The sequence below is a fragment of the Salinibacter ruber DSM 13855 genome (assembly GCF_000013045.1).
GTDB lineage: Bacteria > Bacteroidota > Rhodothermia > Rhodothermales > Salinibacteraceae > Salinibacter > Salinibacter ruber.
Genome location: NC_007677.1, coordinates 3,060,608 through 3,077,935, shown reverse-complemented (window position 1 = coordinate 3,077,935; position 17,328 = coordinate 3,060,608). Strand labels below are relative to the sequence as shown.

The 17,328-nt window shown below is 68.0% G+C and carries 24 protein-coding genes and 1 tRNA gene; 16 read left to right on the top strand and 9 right to left on the bottom strand.

The genetic code is table 11. The features are described from left to right. The first annotated feature begins 14 nt into the window (after positions 1–14). Entirely contained in the window at positions 15–413 is a 399-nt protein-coding gene (locus SRU_RS12980; RefSeq protein WP_011405189.1) for a CHY zinc finger protein, read from the top strand. A gap of 11 nt (positions 414–424) precedes the next feature. On the opposite strand, the gene SRU_RS12975 is transcribed toward SRU_RS12980, so the two are convergent. Continuing rightward, positions 425–1,948, bottom strand: a complete 1,524-nt coding sequence (locus SRU_RS12975; RefSeq protein WP_011405188.1) for a glycine betaine ABC transporter substrate-binding protein — start codon at positions 1,946–1,948, stop codon at positions 425–427. A gap of 15 nt (positions 1,949–1,963) precedes the next feature. Beyond that, a complete protein-coding gene (locus SRU_RS12970) occupies positions 1,964–2,719 on the bottom strand; it encodes an ATP-binding cassette domain-containing protein (protein WP_011405187.1) in 756 nt (251 codons plus the stop codon). Between the two features lie 133 nt (positions 2,720–2,852). Between SRU_RS12970 and SRU_RS12965 the strand changes: the two genes are divergently transcribed. Then, positions 2,853–2,925, top strand: a tRNA-Thr gene (locus SRU_RS12965). A gap of 90 nt (positions 2,926–3,015) precedes the next feature. Here SRU_RS12965 and SRU_RS12960 read toward each other — a convergent pair. Together SRU_RS12960 and SRU_RS12955 are read right to left on the bottom strand one after the other, a co-directional pair. Next, the gene (locus SRU_RS12960; protein WP_237701751.1) at positions 3,016–3,237 is read right to left on the bottom strand and encodes an Lrp/AsnC family transcriptional regulator; all 222 of its coding nucleotides are present in this window, start codon (positions 3,235–3,237) and stop codon (positions 3,016–3,018) included. Between the two features lie 30 nt (positions 3,238–3,267). Continuing rightward, on the bottom strand, positions 3,268–3,696 hold the full coding sequence (locus SRU_RS12955) for an STAS/SEC14 domain-containing protein (protein ID WP_237701750.1): 429 nt from the start codon (positions 3,694–3,696) through the stop codon (positions 3,268–3,270). A gap of 221 nt (positions 3,697–3,917) precedes the next feature. Here SRU_RS12955 and SRU_RS12950 point away from each other — a divergent pair, with 221 nt between their 5' ends. Genes SRU_RS12950 through SRU_RS12940 form a run of 3 tightly spaced genes read left to right on the top strand, consistent with a single transcriptional unit; the run spans position 3,918 to position 5,707 of the window. Beyond that, positions 3,918–4,181: a hypothetical protein gene (locus SRU_RS12950; RefSeq protein WP_011405184.1), complete on the top strand. Its 264-nt coding sequence runs from the start codon at positions 3,918–3,920 to the stop codon at positions 4,179–4,181. A gap of 6 nt (positions 4,182–4,187) precedes the next feature. Then, complete coding sequence (locus SRU_RS12945; RefSeq protein WP_011405183.1) at positions 4,188–4,448, top strand: DinB family protein; 261 nt, start codon at positions 4,188–4,190, stop codon at positions 4,446–4,448. After that, entirely contained in the window at positions 4,445–5,707 is a 1,263-nt protein-coding gene (locus SRU_RS12940; protein WP_164923646.1) for a hypothetical protein, read from the top strand. Before SRU_RS12945 ends, SRU_RS12940 begins: the two co-directional genes overlap by 4 nt. A gap of 11 nt (positions 5,708–5,718) precedes the next feature. Here SRU_RS12940 and SRU_RS12935 read toward each other — a convergent pair whose 3' ends face one another. The 4 genes from SRU_RS12935 to SRU_RS12920 all read right to left on the bottom strand — a co-directional run bounded on the left by SRU_RS12935 (position 5,719) and on the right by SRU_RS12920 (position 8,387). Then, complete coding sequence (locus SRU_RS12935; protein WP_103016719.1) at positions 5,719–6,477, bottom strand: hypothetical protein; 759 nt, start codon at positions 6,475–6,477, stop codon at positions 5,719–5,721. Between the two features lie 198 nt (positions 6,478–6,675). Further along, complete coding sequence (locus tag SRU_RS12930; protein WP_011405180.1) at positions 6,676–6,771, bottom strand: YqaE/Pmp3 family membrane protein; 96 nt, start codon at positions 6,769–6,771, stop codon at positions 6,676–6,678. Positions 6,772–6,876: 105 nt separating this feature from the next. Next, positions 6,877–7,449: a hypothetical protein gene (locus SRU_RS12925; RefSeq protein ID WP_011405179.1), complete on the bottom strand. Its 573-nt coding sequence runs from the start codon at positions 7,447–7,449 to the stop codon at positions 6,877–6,879. A gap of 224 nt (positions 7,450–7,673) precedes the next feature. After that, positions 7,674–8,387 (bottom strand): hypothetical protein, encoded by a 714-nt coding sequence (locus SRU_RS12920; protein ID WP_221405894.1) that lies wholly within the window; start codon positions 8,385–8,387, stop codon positions 7,674–7,676. Positions 8,388–8,546: 159 nt separating this feature from the next. Here SRU_RS12920 and SRU_RS12915 point away from each other — a divergent pair, with 159 nt between their 5' ends. From SRU_RS12915 to SRU_RS12895, 5 genes are read left to right on the top strand one after another with little or no spacing between them, the layout of a single operon-like run. Next, entirely contained in the window at positions 8,547–8,885 is a 339-nt protein-coding gene (locus SRU_RS12915; RefSeq protein WP_011405177.1) for an ArsR/SmtB family transcription factor, read from the top strand. A 5-nt stretch (positions 8,886–8,890) separates the two neighbouring features. After that, positions 8,891–9,703 (top strand): arsenite methyltransferase, encoded by an 813-nt coding sequence (locus tag SRU_RS12910; RefSeq protein WP_011405176.1) that lies wholly within the window; start codon positions 8,891–8,893, stop codon positions 9,701–9,703. 47 nt (positions 9,704–9,750) lie between these two features. Next, entirely contained in the window at positions 9,751–10,911 is a 1,161-nt protein-coding gene (arsB, locus tag SRU_RS12905) for an ACR3 family arsenite efflux transporter (protein ID WP_202795382.1), read from the top strand. A 39-nt stretch (positions 10,912–10,950) separates the two neighbouring features. Then, positions 10,951–11,247 (top strand): CC/Se motif family (seleno)protein, encoded by a 297-nt coding sequence (locus SRU_RS12900; protein ID WP_011405174.1) that lies wholly within the window; start codon positions 10,951–10,953, stop codon positions 11,245–11,247. Positions 11,248–11,280: 33 nt separating this feature from the next. Beyond that, positions 11,281–11,694, top strand: a complete 414-nt coding sequence (locus tag SRU_RS12895) for an arsenate reductase ArsC (RefSeq protein ID WP_011405173.1) — start codon at positions 11,281–11,283, stop codon at positions 11,692–11,694. A 190-nt stretch (positions 11,695–11,884) separates the two neighbouring features. On the opposite strand, the gene SRU_RS12890 is transcribed toward SRU_RS12895, so the two are convergent. Then, positions 11,885–12,603 (bottom strand): IS1-like element ISSru3 family transposase gene (locus SRU_RS12890; protein ID WP_076611408.1). Its coding sequence is split into 2 segments (ribosomal slippage): positions 11,885–12,352 and positions 12,355–12,603, totalling 717 coding nucleotides; the frame shifts between segments, so codons are not numbered across the junction. A gap of 87 nt (positions 12,604–12,690) precedes the next feature. On the opposite strand from SRU_RS12890, the gene crcB reads away from it, so the two are divergent. The 6 genes from crcB to SRU_RS12860 all read left to right on the top strand — a co-directional run bounded on the left by crcB (position 12,691) and on the right by SRU_RS12860 (position 17,271). Continuing rightward, positions 12,691–13,092: a fluoride efflux transporter CrcB gene (gene crcB / locus SRU_RS12885; protein ID WP_011405171.1), complete on the top strand. Its 402-nt coding sequence runs from the start codon at positions 12,691–12,693 to the stop codon at positions 13,090–13,092. Between the two features lie 85 nt (positions 13,093–13,177). Beyond that, positions 13,178–13,639, top strand: a complete 462-nt coding sequence (locus SRU_RS12880) for a DoxX family protein (protein ID WP_164923645.1) — start codon at positions 13,178–13,180, stop codon at positions 13,637–13,639. Between the two features lie 49 nt (positions 13,640–13,688). Next, positions 13,689–14,369, top strand: coding sequence for an ABC transporter ATP-binding protein (locus SRU_RS12875; protein WP_011405169.1), 681 nt, complete (start codon positions 13,689–13,691; stop codon positions 14,367–14,369). A 66-nt stretch (positions 14,370–14,435) separates the two neighbouring features. After that, entirely contained in the window at positions 14,436–15,242 is an 807-nt protein-coding gene (locus SRU_RS12870) for an ABC transporter permease (RefSeq protein ID WP_011405168.1), read from the top strand. A gap of 114 nt (positions 15,243–15,356) precedes the next feature. After that, positions 15,357–16,838 carry an alkaline phosphatase gene (locus SRU_RS12865; protein WP_237701749.1) on the top strand — a complete coding sequence of 494 codons (1,482 nt, stop codon included), beginning with the start codon at positions 15,357–15,359 and terminating at the stop codon, positions 16,836–16,838. A gap of 205 nt (positions 16,839–17,043) precedes the next feature. Then, positions 17,044–17,271: a cold-shock protein gene (locus SRU_RS12860; protein WP_011405166.1), complete on the top strand. Its 228-nt coding sequence runs from the start codon at positions 17,044–17,046 to the stop codon at positions 17,269–17,271. Positions 17,272–17,328 lie beyond the last annotated feature (57 nt).

Sequence of the window (17,328 nt, the reverse complement as noted above, 5' to 3'; positions counted from 1 at the left end):
CCCTCTGCGTTCCGATGACCGCCGACGATTCTCCGTCCGACCGATGGGGCCCGCGGTGCACCACCCGCGGGCCGGGTTCGGACCCTCGATTCGACGTGCCCGTCCGCGGCGTCGACGTGGGGCCGGAGACGCGCTGCGCCCACTACCACGGCCCGCGGGACGTCATTGCCATCCGCTTTGCGTGCTGCGACGTGTTCTACCCGTGCCACAGATGCCACGAAGAGACGGCGACCCACCCTCCCGAGCGGTGGCCGCACGATCAGTTTAACGCGTCGGCCGTCCTGTGTGGACGGTGCCGGACAGTGCTGACGATCGAGCAGTACCTGGACGCCGACCACACGTGTCCGGCATGCGGGGCGGCGTTCAATCCCAACTGCGCGCGCCACCACGACCGCTACTTTTGCGTCGGGTGAGCCGCGGGGTATCACGACTGCATCGACCGCGGCAGCAGGCCGCGCTCCAGGCCCTCCAGCAGGCCCAGCGCAAGGATTGTGAGCACCGCCGCCGGGACGGTGCCCTCGAGGATGAGGCCCAGGTTAGCCCGCCGGATGCCGGTGAGGATGGGCTGGCCGTAGCCGCCCGCCCCGATGAGGGCCCCGAGTGTGGCCGCGCCGATGTTGATGATGACGGCGATCTTGATGCCCGCGAGGATGGACCGCCCGGCCAGCGGCAGCTCCACCCGCCACAGCTTCGCCGGGGCCGACAGCCCCAGCGCGTCGGCCGACTCCCGCAGCGGCCCCGAAATGTCCTTCAGGCCCGTGTACGTGGTCCACACGATCGGGAGGAGGCTGTAGAGGGTGAGGGCCGTCACGGCGGGCACGCGCCCCAGGCCGAGCGGTGGCACCATCATCGCCAGCAGGGCGAGCGCCGGAATGGTGTAGATGACGCCCACGACGATCAGGACGCCGGGGCCGAGAAACCGCCGCTTCGCGGCCACGACGCCCAGCGGGACGCCGAACAGGATCGCGAGGCCGAGCGAGAGGCCGACCAGCACGAGGTGGTCGGCCGTGTACCGGCGCAGGCGCTCCACCCGTGTATCGGCGTCGGCCGTGGCGTTGAGGCCGAGCGACTGATTCAGGAAGTCGGCCGCCACCGTCGCCTCGTCCGTCTGGTCGATGTTGGACCGGGCGTTGAGCCGCTGCATCGTGTCGGCCGGGATTTGGCCGGCGAGGCGCTTGAGGGCCGTGACGGCGGCGGGCGCCCGCGTCGCCAGGTCGCGCCGGTAGAGGAAGAGGGCCTCGTAGGCGGGGAAGTGGTCTTTGTTGTCCTCCAGAACGCGGAGGTCGTACTGCTCGATCTTCGCGTCGGTCGAGTAGAGGTCGATCACGTCGATCTCCCCGTTGGCGAGGCCGCGGTAGGCGATGTCATGATCCAGCCCTCGGGCCGACTGCGGCAGGTCGTAGGCCCGCCGCAGGGACGGCCAGCCGTCGGACCGGTCCATAAACTCGTTCGTGAAGCCGAACCGGAGGTCGGGGTGGTCCTGCAGGTCGGCAATCGACTCGATGCCGAGCGCCGCGGCCTGGTCGGCCCGCATGCCGAGGGCGTAGGTGTTGTTGAAGCCGAGCGGAGCGGTCATGGCGATGCCGTAGCGGGCCAGCGTGTCGGCCAGGGCGCCGGGGGCAATGTCCACGTCGGCCAGCAGCTCCTGGCGAAGCGTCCCGGTGTACTCGGGATACGCGTCGATGTCGCCCCGCCGGAGGGCCTCCCACAGAAAGCGCGAGCCGCCCAGCTCCTCGCGGTGCGTGGCGGTTAGCCCCTCGGCCCGAATCAGGTGCGTCCCCATCCACCCCAGAATGACGTTCTCGGTGAATTTCTTGGAGCCGAGGGCGAGGGTGGAGTCGGTCGCCTGTCCCTGGGCCGGGGCCGCGGCGAGGGACAGGACGACGAAGATTGAGAGGAGGGCGCTGAAAATCGAGGATCGGACAATGGGACTCGCGCTTTGGGGCATGGGGGCGTGCATGGCTTATTCGCGACCCTCAGTTCGCAAATGCTCCAACGGGGCGCGCTGGGCCTGGATGAAGTCCGTGACGAAGGGGGAGGCCGGGTCGTCGAGGAGGGTGGCCATGGCGCCGCGCTGTTCGATCTGGCCCTCACGGAGGAGCACGATCTGGTCGCCGAAGAACGCGGCCTCGCCGATGTCGTGGGTAACGAAGACGACGGTCTTGCCGAGGCGCCGGAAGATGTCGCGCAGGTCGTCCTGCAGGTCGGCCCGGATCATGGGGTCGAGGGCGCCGAGCGGCTCGTCGAGCAGGAGCACGTCGGGGTCGAGCATGAGGGCGCGCATCAGGCTCACGCGTTGGCGCTGGCCGCCGGAGAGCTCCGTCGGGTACTGCGCGAGGCGGTCCGGGTCGAGCTGGACGAGCCGGGTCAACTCCTCGATGCGGGCGTCGATGCGCTCCCGGGACCAGTCGAGGTGGCGGGCCATAAGGGCGGCGTTGGCCCGGCCCGTGAGGTGGGGGAAGAGGCCGCCCTCCTGGATCACGTACCCCATGCGGCGGCGGAGGGCCCTGGCGGTGGCCGGGGTGAGCCGGTCCCCCGCCACGGTGACCGTGCCGGCGTCCGGGGAGGTCAGCCCCATCACCAGGCGGAGCAGGGTCGACTTGCCGCTGCCGGACGGGCCGATGAGGAGGGTTGTGGCCTCGGATGCGGCGGTCAGGCTAATGTCCTGCACCGCGTAGGCGTCGCCGTAGCGCTTGGTAACGCCGTCGAGTTGAATCATCGAGCGTAGGACCCAGTGTCGGAAAGCGCGTTGCTCTCTGGACCGTTAATCGACCGTGAAAGTAGGGGGCGGCCGGGATCTTCCGTTGCGGGCCGTTCGTGCCTATCCGTCGAGAAAAAGATACCAGCGCGATGCCAACGTAGCTCAGCTGGTAGAGCAGTCCCCTCGTAAGGGACAGGTCACCGGTTCGAGTCCGGTCGTTGGCTCTTGATGTCTTCACCGAATTGCCGTCGAGGCCCCGTTCTGCGCAGCGGGGCCTCTTCTATTTCGATGGGTGGGGCCCTCCCGGCGGCGGTCTACGAGTGGGCGCGAACCCACTGGTCGCCCGTGTTTGTGCAGCGCACGTGACGCCCCGACGCGTGCACGAGGTCGTGTTGGGCAAGGCGCCGCACGGCGTCCTGCACCGCCCGAGGGCCCGTGCCCACCGCCCGGGCGAGGTCGTACAGGTCGGCGGTGGCCTCGGACTGAACGGCCCGGAGCACGTCGGCCTCGGTGTCGGAGAGGTCGGGGGACGACATCGGGGACGGGTGGGGACAGTCCAACAGGAGCTACTCGTCCTGGTCGGCGAAGGAGGCCTCCGGGTCGGAGGAACTGCCGGGGCCGACGCCGGGCACGTCCATGTCGCCCCGAATCCAGTCGAGCGCCTCCTCCTGGTCCGCCGCGTCGTAGGTTTGGATCGTCGACATCGGGAAGAGGGCCTCGGTTTTCTCCAGCCAGCGCTCCCAGGGGTCGTCGCTCACGATGGCCACCTTGTCCACGTCGCTCAGGTGGCGGACGTCGAACGCCAGGTCCTCCCAACGTTCCTCCGGGGCCCAGTCGTCCACGTCCTCCATCACGAGCAGCACGCGGGTCGTGATGTGGGCCGCGAACTGGTCTTCGAGCGCCGAGGTGAACGCCTCGTAGTCGTCCTCCGTCAGCGTATCGCTCAGCGTGATGCCGACGAGGTTGGGGTCGGGAAGGTCGAGAAAGTCGTGCATGGGCGGTCGGAGGCGTGAGTGATCAGTCGACGAGGGGTCGGGCCGCGCGGGACCGACGTGACACATCGGGGTACGTCGGGCACGACGGACTGTTCAAGGACACTTGCAGAATCTCGGGATTCTTTCGGGGCGGGCGTGCTATGAACGTCGCGGGGTTGAAATGGGCCACGGGGTGGTGCATTTTGGGCGCACAATGATCTTGTCCACGACTGGTCCCGCCCATGTCTGCTCCTCAGTCCCCCGCGGCCGACGACATTCAGACGCTGTTTCGATACACCCGCTGGGCCAATGCCCGGATGCTCGACGCGATGCAGGCGGCCGAGGCCGTGCCGGTGCGGGCCGTGGAGCTCCTCAGCCATCTCCTCCGCGTTCAGGACGTGTGGTTCGGGCGTGTGGAGGGGACGGCCCATGCGGACCTGGCCCTTTGGGTCGACGAAGACCTGGCGGCATGTGCCGAGCGGGCCGGGACGAGTGTCGCCCGCTGACAGTCGATGCTAGAAGAGCGGTCCGGAGATGCCCTCGATCAGCCCGTGGCGTACACCAACTCCACGGGGGCTCGCTTCGAGACGCCCCTGCGCGACCGCTGTCGTGACGTCGTGAACTACGGCACGCACCACCGCGCCCAGATTGCGCTCGTGCTCCGCGAGGCCGATGTCGCCCCGCCGGCCCACGGACTACATCTTCTTCGTCCGCGACGCGTAACGAGCCTGCAAGCCGACGTTTCGTCTCAGAGATTCCCCGCTGCTTTGTGACTCAATACGCGCCGTCGCTGCCTCGACCGCTTCGGCTCGGAGGGCTTCTGCTCGCCGGGATGCTGGTCGCGCTGGGCTGCCAGTCTGATCCCGACTCCCCCACCGCCACGTCGGCGTCCCCCGAGGCCGGCACGCGCCTAAACGGGCCGGCCCCTGCCGAGAGCGGACAACCCCACCTTCATGCCGGTGAGGACGGGACCGTATGGATGAGTTGGGTCGAGCCGGTCGGGGAGGACCGGCACGCCCTCCGCTACGCCACGCTCGATGACACGAGCTGGGCGGCGCCGCGCACCGCAGCGCGCGGGGGCGACTGGTTCGTGAACTGGGCCGACGTGCCGTCCCTCCGTCCGCTGCCGAGCGGCCGCCTCGCCGCGCAGTACCTGCGGAGTACCGGCCCCGATCCCCTCGCCTACGCGGTGCAGATTACACAGACCGACGGGGCGGGCACGTGGCGGTCGGCGGTCAGGCCGCACGACGACGGGACGGCGACGGAGCACGGCTTCGTCTCGCTGCTGCCGTGGCCGGACGATCGCCTGCTGGCCGTCTGGCTCGACGGGCGCACGATGGCCGGGCGTGACGGACACGAGGGCGAGATGACCCTCCGCGGGGGCGTGCTCGACGCGACCGGCACGGTGGAGCAGCGGGCGCTGCTGGACGACCGCACCTGCGAGTGCTGCCCCACCACGGCGGTGCGGACCAAGGGCGAGGCCCTCGTGGCGTACCGGGACCGGTCCGCGGACGAGGTTCGCAACATCCGGCTCGTGCGGTTTGACGGCCAGTCGTGGTCCGACCCCGCCGTCCTCCACGACGACGGATGGCGGATCGAGGGCTGTCCGGTCAACGGCCCGGCGCTGGCGGCGGCGGGCGACCGGGTGGCCGCGGCGTGGTACACGGCGCCGGGGGGCGTGCCGCGCGTCAACGTGGCGTTCTCGGCGGACGGGGGGCGGCAGTTTGGCGACCCGATCGTCGTGGCGAAGGGCACGCCGACGGGCCGCGTGGACGTGGCGTGGCTGGGGGAGGGGCGGGTCGCCGTGAGCTGGCTCGGCACGTCCGCCGATGGCGCGCCCGCCCTTCGCGTGCGTGCCATAGCGACGGACGGGGCGTCCCGACCCGCCGTCCCGATGGCCACGCTTGCGTCCGCCTCGCGGGGCGTGGGCATGCCGCGCCTGGTGCGGAGCGGCCCGCATCTCTACGCCGCGTGGACCCATCCGGAAGAGGGCGTGCAGGTGGGGCGGCTTCGCACGAATGCCCTCCGATAAGGAAAAAGACGCTACTCGTCGTCCGAGTCGCTAATCCCCCCGATGGTGAGGCGGAGGAACGGCCCCTGCATCGACGCGTCCGGCCCGCCGGCCAGGGCGCTGTCCCCGAGCTGCCAGTCGGAACGGAGGGCGGAGACCATGTACCCGGCCCGCAGGCCGAGCCGCGCGGTCCGCCCCTCGCCGGGCGTGCCGAACTGGTATTCGAGCCCGCCCCCGAGGCTTACGAGAAAACTTGCCTGTCCCACCGAGGCGCTGCGGTTGGGGTTGTCTAGCACGTCGTCGAAGTCGTCTGCGGTTCCTGCGTTCTCGATGTCCAGTTGGAGGCCGCCCCCGCCGAGGCCGAGCAGCGGATACACCCGTAGGCCGGACGCCGGCCGAAAGAGGTAGCCCAGATTGAACAGGCCGTAGCCCCCGCCCACGGAGACGTTTCGCCCCTGAAAGGAGCCGTCCGCGGTGAGGAGGCCGTGCCCCTCGCCCCCCAGCATGAGGCGGTTGGCCACGACGCCATAGCCCCCGCCGCCGAGGGACACCATCTCCGACGCGAACGTCGGGTAGCCGGCGCCCCCGAGGCGGTCGTTGAGGGGGGCGAGGTCGGTGAACTGGGTGCCGACGGCAAAGAAGCCGGCGCCCTGTTCCTCCGCAACCGGCTCGTCACCGGGGGCGTCCTCGTTGGTGTCCTGTGCGTGGACGGTCGTGAGGGCGCCCAGGCCCAAGAACAGAAGACTCGCGAGAAAGAGCCGAAGAAGGGAAGACGATCGTGAGGTTCGCATGGTTGTGTGTTCTGGTTCCCACTGCGCGTTCGTGTCGAGAGGAAGAACAACGGCGCACCATCCGCGCCCGGATGAGCACGCGCAAGATCGTACGCGCAGACGGCGCGTCGATCCGGGGCGTTCGATGAGCCGCACTACGGATCGACGAGTCGTCAACCGGTCGGCCGTGGTTCTGCAGCCCTGACGAGACGGGCGCCACTACCGGCGGGCGATGATCCAGATGGCGTGGACGAGGCCGGGAAGGTATCCCATCAGGGTGAGGAGGAGGTCGGCCGAGCTGCCGGCGGAACTCATGGGAATGGGCGGTTGGGGAACGAACCGTGAAGGCCCGGCGCACGGGCCGTTGTGTTCTCGGTACGGGGGCGGGCCGGGGACGTTGCACCTACAGAGACGTTACGCCTACACAAGCCCGACCACGAGAACGGCGAGCAGGGCACCCGGCACGAGCAGCCCCGTGGCGACGGCAGCCCCCACGACCAGAAGCAGGAAGCCCGGATTGACGAACCGGACCAGCGCGCCGTAGCGGACGAGTAGCGCCCGGTTTTCCAGAAGCACGCCGCGGAGGGCCCAGATTTGCGTTGCGATCCCCCACAGGCGGCCGAACAGGCCCGACCCCGATGGGCCTGAGGCCACTGCCTCGGCGGCGTCGGCGGACTGCTCGACGGTGCGGGCCGTCCGGTTGGCCAGCCGGTCCGGGAGGGCCCGCAGGTCGCGAAGGCCCAGGTAGAAAAGAGCAAGGACGGCCGACGGGCCCAACAGCAATACGAATGTGCCCCCGGCCCCCACGAGGGACGCCAAGTGGCTGCCCACAGGCCACCAGAGGAGGCTCCACAGCAGCAGCCCGGCCCCGGCCGAGGTGCCCGCCAAGGCGCCGGCGGCCGTGGTGAGCCGGGCGGCCAGCGACGCGGCGGCACGGGCCGCCTGCATGAGCCGTCCTTCGTTGCGGGTGTCGGACGAAGAGGAGGCCGGCATACGGGTATCGGGAGAATCCCTGATGGCGTGAACGTAGACGGATCAGTGCGGCCCCTCTTCCTCCCAATGATTGCTCGTGATCCCGATCCAGGCCCGCGCGGCCGCACTGGACGATGAGATCTACGAACGCAGGCGCCGAAGGGCACGACCCAGCGGCCGTGGCGACGCAGCGAGGCGGGCCTGAAGCGCCGGAAGGAATTCAGCCCCCGAGCACGCGACCGGGGTTACGGGTACAGTGGCGCCGACATGAAGGTGAACCCGAGGGTGGCCCACGTGCTCCGCCCGTCGACCGACCCGCCACGCGTGACCGACACATCCATTTCGATGCGGTCTGGCAGGAGCACGGTGCGCAGCACGGCCTGCAGCGAGGGATTCGAGCGCCCCTCCCCGTACACCTCCCCAATGAGGGTGGCCCGGTCGAGGGGAGACCAGTCGAGCCGGGCCCCCCACGTGAGCTCGTGGGGCCCATTCTCTTCGTTCACCCACCCGACGTTCTGGTAGGCGGTGAGGCCGGCCCCGAGGTCCTGACTAACGACGCCGTACCCGTAGACACTGGCCGGTCGATCCCGGGGCACGCCGAGCTGGCGGACGCCCACCCCGCCGACGGCCGCGACCCCAATCCGGTGCGCCGACCCTGGGCGAAGAAGCAGTTTTCCCTCCGCGCTGTACTCCACGGTCCGCCGGTCCTCGATCCCGGTCGCGAGAAACGCGGCGCCCGCGGCCAGCTCCAGGGTTGGATGCACCCGCAGGGCCGGGGCCATCCAGGACTCCTCCACGCTGTGCCACGCCTCCAACTGGGCCGCGCCGCGAGGAACGCTCGTCGGGTCGTCGACCAGCACCTGCTGGGCATGAAGCGGGGCGGAGGAGAGTCCCAGGCCGAGACCTCCGAGGAGAAGCAAAACGCGGATGGGGCGCGGAAGCATGGCTGGGCGGGGCATTCGGGGCGGTGTGCCGTTCACTCGCGACGAAAAACAGCGTGGATCGTTCAGTTCCCCACCGTCCCCCTCGGCGGCGTGGCATCGGGAGACGGTGCGAAACATCCCCAACTTCTGCACTTATCGTATATCGACGATAAACGATCAAAATGCGTGCCCCCCATGCCCGCGACCGCCGACGCCGCCTTCACGGATGCGGATCGCCGCCTTGCCCAGGCCTTCAAAGCCCTGGGGCACCCGGCCCGTGTGGCCATCGTCCGGCTGCTGGCCGAGCGCGACGAGTGCGTCTGCGGCGAAATCGTGGACGACCTGCCGCTTGCCCAGTCGACCGTTTCCCAGCACTTGAAGGCGCTGAAGGAGGTCGGGCTGATTCAGGGGACCATCGAGGGACGGCGGACCTGCTACTGCCTCAACCCGGAGGCGATGCGGGCCCTCAGCGAAGACACGGGCGACTTTTTCGACGCCCTGTCGCTCTCACAGCCCTCTCAACATTGTTGCTAATGGCCATGACCCGCCCTCACGCTTCCGCCGACGATCTCAAATCGACCGTCCGGGCCAAATACGCGGCCCTTGCGACCGCCGACGACTCCTGTTGCGGACCGTCCGGCTCTGGGGAGGCAGGCCTGGACGTCGACATGAGCGAGGACTACGCCGACGCGATTGCCACGGACGCCGACCTGGACCTCGGCTGCGGGCGCCCCACCGATCATGCGGGTCTGCAGCCGGGCGAGCGTGTGCTCGACCTCGGCTCGGGGGCGGGCATGGACGCCTTCGTGGCGCGTCGCACCGTGGGGCCCGACGGCCACGTCCACGGCGTCGACTTCGCTGAGGAGATGGTCGCGAAGGCCCGGGCGAACGCCGACACACTGGACTACGACAACGTCACCTTCGAGGTTGGAGACATCGAGGCCCTACCGGTCGAGAGCGGCGCGTTCGACGTTATTCTGAGCAACTGCGTACTCAACCTCGTGCCGGACAAGGAGGCCGCGTTCGCCCAGATGCACCGGGCGCTGCGGCCCGGCGGCCGGTTTTCGGTGTCCGATGTCGTGCACGCGGGGGCCCTGCCCGACGGGCTGCGTGAGGCCGCCGAGCTGTACGTGGGCTGCGTGGCCGGGGCGATGGAACGAGATATGTACCTGGACCGGCTTCGAGAGGCGGGGTTCTCCGACGTGCACATCGCCACCGAAAAGCCCATCTCGCTGCCGGATGAGCTGCTGGCCGAGCACCTAGGCGCCGCCGAACTCGATCGCTTTCGGGCAGGCGACGCCGCCCTGCAAAGCGTCACGGTGGTGGGCCGCCGCCCGGACGCCACGGCGTAGCACGGCCCGCTTCTTCCGGTCTGCCTGTTCCGAACCGCACCGACTCGATGCCCGACCCGACGGCCGCTCCCGACGCGACGGACGCCTCCCCCGATCCGTCCACCAACGGCCACAGCGAGACGAATCCCCCAAACACGTTGGACGCCACCGCCGAGAAGGCGCAGGAGGGGCTCGGGGTGTTCGAACGCTACCTGAGCCTGTGGGTGGCCCTGTGCATTGCCGCCGGCGTGGCGATTGGCCAACTGATCCCGGCCGTGCCCAACGTGCTGGGGGAGATGGAGGTGGCACAGGTCAACCTGCCGATTGCCGTCCTCATCTGGGCGATGATCTACCCGATGATGGTGCAGGTCGACTTCAAGAGCATCCTCGGCGTGCGGCGCCACCCGAAGGGCATTGCCGTGACCCTCGTGGTGAACTGGCTCATCAAGCCGTTCACGATGTTCGGGGTTGCGTGGCTCTTCCTGAAGGGGATCTTCGCCCCGTTCATCGAGCCGGCCGTGGCGAGCGAGTACGTGGCGGGAGCAATCCTGCTGGGGGCGGCCCCCTGCACGGCGATGGTGTTCGTGTGGAGCTACCTGACGGACGGGGACCCGGCCTATACGCTGGTGCAGGTGTCGATCAACGACCTCATCATGCTGGTGGCCTTCGCGCCGATCGTCGCGTTCTTGCTGGGGCTCTCGGACGTCATCGTGCCGTGGGACACGCTGCTGCTGTCGGTGGGCCTCTACATCGTAATTCCGCTGGTGGCGGGCGCCCTGTCCCGCACCTTGATCATCCGGGCAAAGGGAGAGGAGTGGTTCGACGATGTCTTCCTGGAGCGGCTCGGGCCGGTGACGATGGTCGGCCTGCTGCTCACGCTCGTGCTCCTGTTCTCCTTCCAGGGCGAGGTGATCCTCCAGAACCCGCTCCACATCGCCCTGATTGCGGTGCCGCTCGTCGTGCAGACCTTCTTCGTGTTTGCCATCGCCTATGGCTGGGCCTACGGCTGGCGGGTGCCGCACGACGTGGCCGCCCCGGCCGCGATGATCGGGGCTAGCAACTTCTTTGAGCTGGCCGTGGCGACGGCCATCGCGATGTTTGGCGTCGCCTCTGGGGCAGCGCTGGCCACCGTGGTGGGCGTGCTGGTGGAGGTGCCGGTCATGCTGGCCCTGGTCCGCATCGCCAATGCTACGCGGCCGCAGTTCGAGTCCCGAATGGCCACGGCCTGATTCTCACTTGCCCAACGTTCTGCCACGCCCATTGCAGAAATGCAGCTGGATCTCACCATCGACGACGAGGCGGCCGCCTACGCCCGTGAGCAGGGGGGTGTGCTCGCCATCCGCACGCGGCCCCAGCACGGGTGTTGTGGCGGGCGGGTCGACCTCGCGACGGTGAACGTCGAGCGGCCCGACGATCCGGAGGCCTACGAGCAGACCGAGCGGGGCGGGCTCACGGTGTACGTGCACCAGAGCCTCGTTGCCCTCGGCGACGAGCCGATGCACATCGGCCTCGACCGGCTGTGGATCTGGCGGTCGCTCTACGTGGAGGCGGCGTCGCAGATGTGATCCGCCGATCCTCTCCGTCACACCCGTTTTTCCATGGACACTGTCTTGTTCGTCTGTACCCACAACTCGTCCCGCTCGCAGATGGCGGAGGGCCTGCTGCGCAGTCGCTACGGCGACCGCTACGAGGTGCACAGCGCCGGCACCAATCCCGAGGGGGTAAACCCGTTCGCCGTGGCCGTGATGGACGAGATCGGGATCGATGTCTCGGACCATACGTCGGACCCCATCGAGGCATACGACGACACGCCGCTCGACGTTGTCGTGACCGTCTGTGACGACGCCGCCGAGAACTGCCCGTACATCCCCGCCCGAAAGAAAAATCTGCACCGGGGCTTCGAGGACCCCTCGGCCGTGAAGGGTGCCGAGGAGGAGAAGCGGGCGGCCTTTCGTCGCATCCGCGACGAACTGGCTGACTGGATTGACGAGACATTCCCAACAGACCGATGACGGTTCAGCCGGCCTCTTCCACGATTTCGAACCCGTTCGGGGCCCTGCTCCAGAGGGTCGACCTGCCGCACGACGACCTCCCGAGAACGCTCGGCCCTGCCCGTCCGGTGCGGCGGAGTGAGTGCTGCGGAATGGCGTTTGTCGACTTCGTTTCGACGTGAGACTTCCACTTCTCGGTAGCGGATAGATGTTAAGTGATGGCTTCGTTGTACCACTCCACGAACAGTTTCGTCGTCAGATGGAGCATCCGTTCTGACTCGGAGGCCGCTCGCGTCCGGCGGACATACCGGGCCAGCTTCTGGCGCAGTCGCCCGAAGAATCTTTCCACGTGGGCCATCTCACCACTGGACTTTCCGACCTGCCGGTGGCTGGGGTCGCCCGCAAACACTGGGCGATAGGACTTCCAGAAGTCGCTGAAGCTTCTGCCCTGACGGTATTCCTCCGGAATCCGGCTCCAGAGCCGAGCACAGGTTCTGGCCGAACGGTCTCCGATCACAAATGCCACGACCTGCCGGGTTCTCCGGCACAGAGCAACCCACAGCCACCGTTTATTCGCCCGCTCTCGGACATACGTCCAGCATTCATCGAGTTCAAGGACATCGCCTTCCTCAGCAGGCCGGAGCCCTTCGGCTACTGAATCGGATTCTCGTCCCTTTTTTTGAGCCACCGGGTCAATGTATTGCGGCTGATGCCGAATATCCGGCTGATTGCCCGCTTTGACCCGCGCTCGCGGTAAGCACGGAGGATTTTCTCTTTCTCCTCCTCGGAGTAGCCTCGCGGCTCTGGATCGAGAACCTTGTGCGCTCCACAGTCCTTGCAGTGATACTGCTGAGAGCCGCTAGCGCTGTGTCCGTTTTTGACGATGTTCGAGGAGCCACACTCTCTACACTCGTAAGTCTCTTTGATCATCGGATAGACCAGGCTGGTGGGCCAGACGCGACGCAGTTCAAACAGAAAGACTCACTACTTGTTGAGCCGCTACCCACTTCTCCTCGTATGCTCAAGCTTCTCTGGATTGCCCTTGGCGGAAGCCTCGGCGCGCTGTGTCGGTACGGCCTCTCTGTGCTCGCGCGATGGGGCCTGCCGCCGACGGTTCCGTGGGGCACGCTTGCGGCCAACCTCGTGGGCTGCTTCCTGATCGGGGGGTTGTGGGTCCTCGCTGCCCAGTACTCGTTTTCGGAAGAACTGCGGGTGTTCATTTTTACGGGAGGAATCGGGTCGCTGACGACGTTTTCCACCTACAGCCTTGAGAGCCTCCTGCTGCTGCGGGAGGGACGGGTGTGGGCCGGGCTGGCCAACGTGCTGGTGAGCAATGTGCTCGGCCTCGTCCTGGTTGCGATTGGCGCCGGATGTGCCCTTTTTCTGCTGGGGGGACCCGTTGCTGCGTTCGGCGCATAGTCTCATTGGGGCCGGTATCCAAGGCGAAGAGACTGACTGAGTGCTCGGCCCCTCCAGCGCATCCACTCCTTGTCTGATCCACGCCATGGCATCCCCCCAATCCCGTTCGCCGTCCAGGGCCGCGTGGTGGACGCTCCCCCTCGTCCGCCTCATGGTGGGGGCCGTCTTCCTGTCGGAAGGGCTCCAGAAGTTTCTGTATCCGGTCCTGCGCGGCCCCGGCCGGTTCGCCGACATGGGCTGGCCGGTGCCGGAGGGGGTCGCAAGCCTCGTGGGCGGGACGGAGGTTGTCTGCGGACTGCTCATTCTGATCGGCTTCTACACGCGGCTCGCCGCGGCGGGGACGGCCACGATCATGACGACGGCGATCATCACGACGAAAATTCCGATCTGGCTGGGCGAGGGCTTCGGGCCGTTCGAGGTGCGGACGCTGGGGGAGTACGGCTTCTGGAGCATGGCGCACGCGATGCGCACCGACTGGGCGATGCTGCTCGGCTCGCTCGTGCTGGTGATCGCCGGCGCCGGGCCGTGGGCCACCGATTCGACGTAGACGACACGGCGCCGCCGCTCGGCGTTCTTCTCGCTGATTTCGATCCGACATGCCGGAGGCCCCGCCCCTTGCCACGGAGCACCTGACCCGCGTCGTCGACGGCCAGACCCTGGTGGCGGACGTGTCGATCGAGGTGCGGGCCGAGGAGGTGTTCGTCGTCTTCGGGCCGTCCGGGTCGGGCAAGAGCTCGCTCCTGCGCCTCCTCAACCGCCTCGACGAGCCGACCGGCGGCACCGTGTACCTCGACGGCACCGACTACCGCACGATCGACCCGCGCACGCTCCGGCGGCGCGTCGGGTGGGTGCCGCAGCGGCCCACGCTCATCGAGGGCACGGTGGCGGAGAACGTGGCGTGGGGCCCGACGCTGCGGGACGAGCCGGTGGATGAGGCGCGCCTCCACGAGTTGCTCGACCGGCTGGGCCTGTCGGGCTTCGCGGACCGGGACGCCGATCGCCTCTCGGGCGGGGAGGCCCAGCGCGTGGCCATCGCCCGCACCTTGTTCAACGACCCCGACGTCGTGCTGCTCGACGAGCCGGCCTCCAGCCTCGACGCCGCGGCGGCCGACCGCGTCGAATCGCTCCTGGCGGACGTGATGGCGGCGTACGCCCTCACCGCCGTCCTCGTGACCCACGACGCCGATCGGGCCCGCCGGCTGGGGCACCGCGGGGTGCGGCTGCATGATGGTGGGGGAGTGGCAACGGGTTCCCTCGATGCTTTGCTCTCTGGATAAGATGCGTTTTAACGTTCGAACGGCCAACGTTGAACGTTTTGGCGTGCCGCATGAAATCACACGTCAATGTCTCAGGACCTCCTCAACCACATCCAGGACCCCATCGTCTGGACCGGACTCACCCAGGTGGGGGCGGCGGCCGTGCTGGCGGCCCTCGTCGTGCTTCTGTCCCGCCGGCGCGGCCTGGGGCTGGAGGCAGAGCTGAGCATCGCGTTCGCCCAGGGCTTCGTGCAGATCGTGGCCGTCGGCCTCGTCATTGGGGGGCTGCTGACGGTGCCCGTCGCCTGGAGCGCGCTCATCCTGCTGGGCATGGTGGGCGGGGCCACCTGGATTTCGCGGCAGCGGGGGACGGGGCTGCCGGGCGTCACGCAGGTCTCGTTTCTGGCGATCACGGTGGGGGCGGGCCTGGTGATCGTGACGATGACGGGGGCCGGCGCCATCGAGCCCACGGTGCGCAGCCTCGTGCCGGTGGGGAGCCTCGTCATCGCCAACGCCATGAAGATCAACGGCCTGGCCCTCAACCGCCTCAAGGACGAGCTCCGCGACAAGCGGGACGAAATTGAGGTGGGGCTCGCGCTCGGGGGGCCGCCCGCGGCTGTACTGTCCCGGCACCTGCGGACCGGCGTGCGGGCGTCGCTCATCCCCGTGGTCGACTCGCTGAAGAGCCTGGGATGGGTGTGGATTCCCGGCGTCATGGCCGGAATGATCCTGGGGGGCGAGAATCCCGTCTACGCTGCGCTCTACCAGTTCGTCATCATGGCCATGATCTTCGCTGCGGGCGGCCTCACGAGCATGCTCACGAGCCTTCTGATGGGCCGCCGCGTGATGACGGCAGCCGAGCAGCTGCGGCGGATTGGGGACGACGGGGACTAGAGAAATCATCCTTTGGTAATGCGCCGCCGTCGGCGGGGCAGGGATCTTTGGGCTCTCCGTTGGTTTTCGTATTGTGCCTTTTCGTTCTCCCACCCAAGCTCCCCCGCTTCCGTCGTGAGTGACACGTACCACGATCGCCTCGCCGCTGCGTCCGACGACGCGCCCTCCCGCCGCGACTTTCTGAAGACCGGGGCCCTCGGGGCCCTTGCCCTCGGCACCGGCGGCATGGCCGGCACGGCCCGCGGGCAGGCCCGCACCGACGTCTCGAACGTTGAGGCCCCGGGCGACGCCAAGAACGTCATCTTTCTGGTCAGCGACGGCATGAGTGCCGGCACGCTTACGATGGCGGACCTGCACCTCCGGCGCCACGAGGGGCGGCGGTCGAACTGGCTCCGTCTCTACGAGGAGGGCCGCGTGCGGCACGGCCTCATGGACATGGCCGCCGCCAACTCGGTCGTCACCGGCTCTGCGGCGGGGGCCTCCTCCTGGGGCTCGGGCCACCGCGTGTTCAACGAGACGCTCAACATGAGCCAGGATGGGGAGAAGTACCGGACGATCCTCGAGATCTTCCGCGACGCGGGGCGGGGCACGGGCCTTGTGACCACCACCCGCATCACCCACGCCACCCCGGCGGGCTTCGGGATCAACATGCCCGAGCGGTGGAGCGAGGACAAGATTGCGGAGCAGTACCTGGAGCGCGAGTACGATGTGCTCATGGGGGGCGGCGCCCGTCACTTCGATCCCGACCACCGGGGCGACGGGACGGACCTGCACCAGCACTTTGCGGACAAGGGCTACACGGTCGCCCGGTCGAAACAGGACCTGAGCTACTGGGGACATGACGGGGCGTTCTTGGGCACGTTCTACGACACCCACCTCCCCTACGTCCTCGATCACCAGAACATCCCGTCGCACCAGCAGCAGGTGCCGCGCCTCCCCGACATGACCGACGCGGCCCTCCAGCGCCTCGACCGGAACGACGATGGGTTCCTCCTTCAGATTGAAGGGGGACGCGTGGACCACGCGGCCCACGAGGACGACACCGGCGGCCTCATCTACGACCAGATCGAGTTCGACCGTGCCATCGGGCGTGTGCTTGAGTTCGTCGAGGGGCGCGACGACACACTGGTCATTATCACCACCGACCACGGCAACGCCAACCCCGGCATCAACGCCGCCGGCGACCGCTACAACCAGTCAAACCCGATGTTTGACCGGGTCGCGGACTTCCAATACACCAACAGCTGGATCCTCTCGGAGCTCGACGCGAACAGCACCTACCGGCAGATTCAGGACCGCGTGGAGGAGGCGTGGCAGTTTCCCATCCGCCGCGACGAGGCGGAGCTCCTCCAGGACGCGCTGCGGGGCGAGTACCGGGCCGCCTACCGCGAGAAGAGCGCCCCCGACCTGCTGCTCGGGGCCATCCAGGCCAACTACACGTCCGTCAACTGGCTGGGGGGCGACCACACGTCCGACTACGTGCAGCTGGCCGCCCTGGGCCCGGGCAGCGAAGTGATTGGCTCGTTTACCCGCAACACGGACCTCTTCGACCTGATGGTGGAGTCCGCCGGGGTGCGAGAGTACGCGAGCGGCTGACCGCGGGGCGGTGGGGAAAGAAGGCGACTCCGTGAATACGGAGCACGGGCGTCTCCCTTAGGGAACTGCGAGTGGACTGATGGGTGTAGCTTTCACATCAAATACGCGTCATCACACAGTGTGACTCTGCCGAGACGGAATCCCCCTCGCTGCCGGGTCGTCACCCAGAGGTGAGGCATTCCAAACATAGATTAGGTATACCTACATGGAAAAGGGTAAGCTTAAGTTTTTCGATACCTCCCGCGGATTCGGCTTCATCGAGCCTCTCGACGGGAGCGAGGACGTTTTCCTCCACGCAAACAACATTTCGGGCATGACCTCCGGCGAAGACCTCCGAGAGGGTCAGACCATTGAGTACGAGACGGAGCAGACGGAGAAGGGCCTCAGCGCCCTCAACGCTGCCCCGGCCGACGAGACCAGTGGTGCGCTGTAACGGCGCCCGAAGCGTCTCGACGGCTTGAGACGCACTGCCATTTGGTAGCAGACGTAG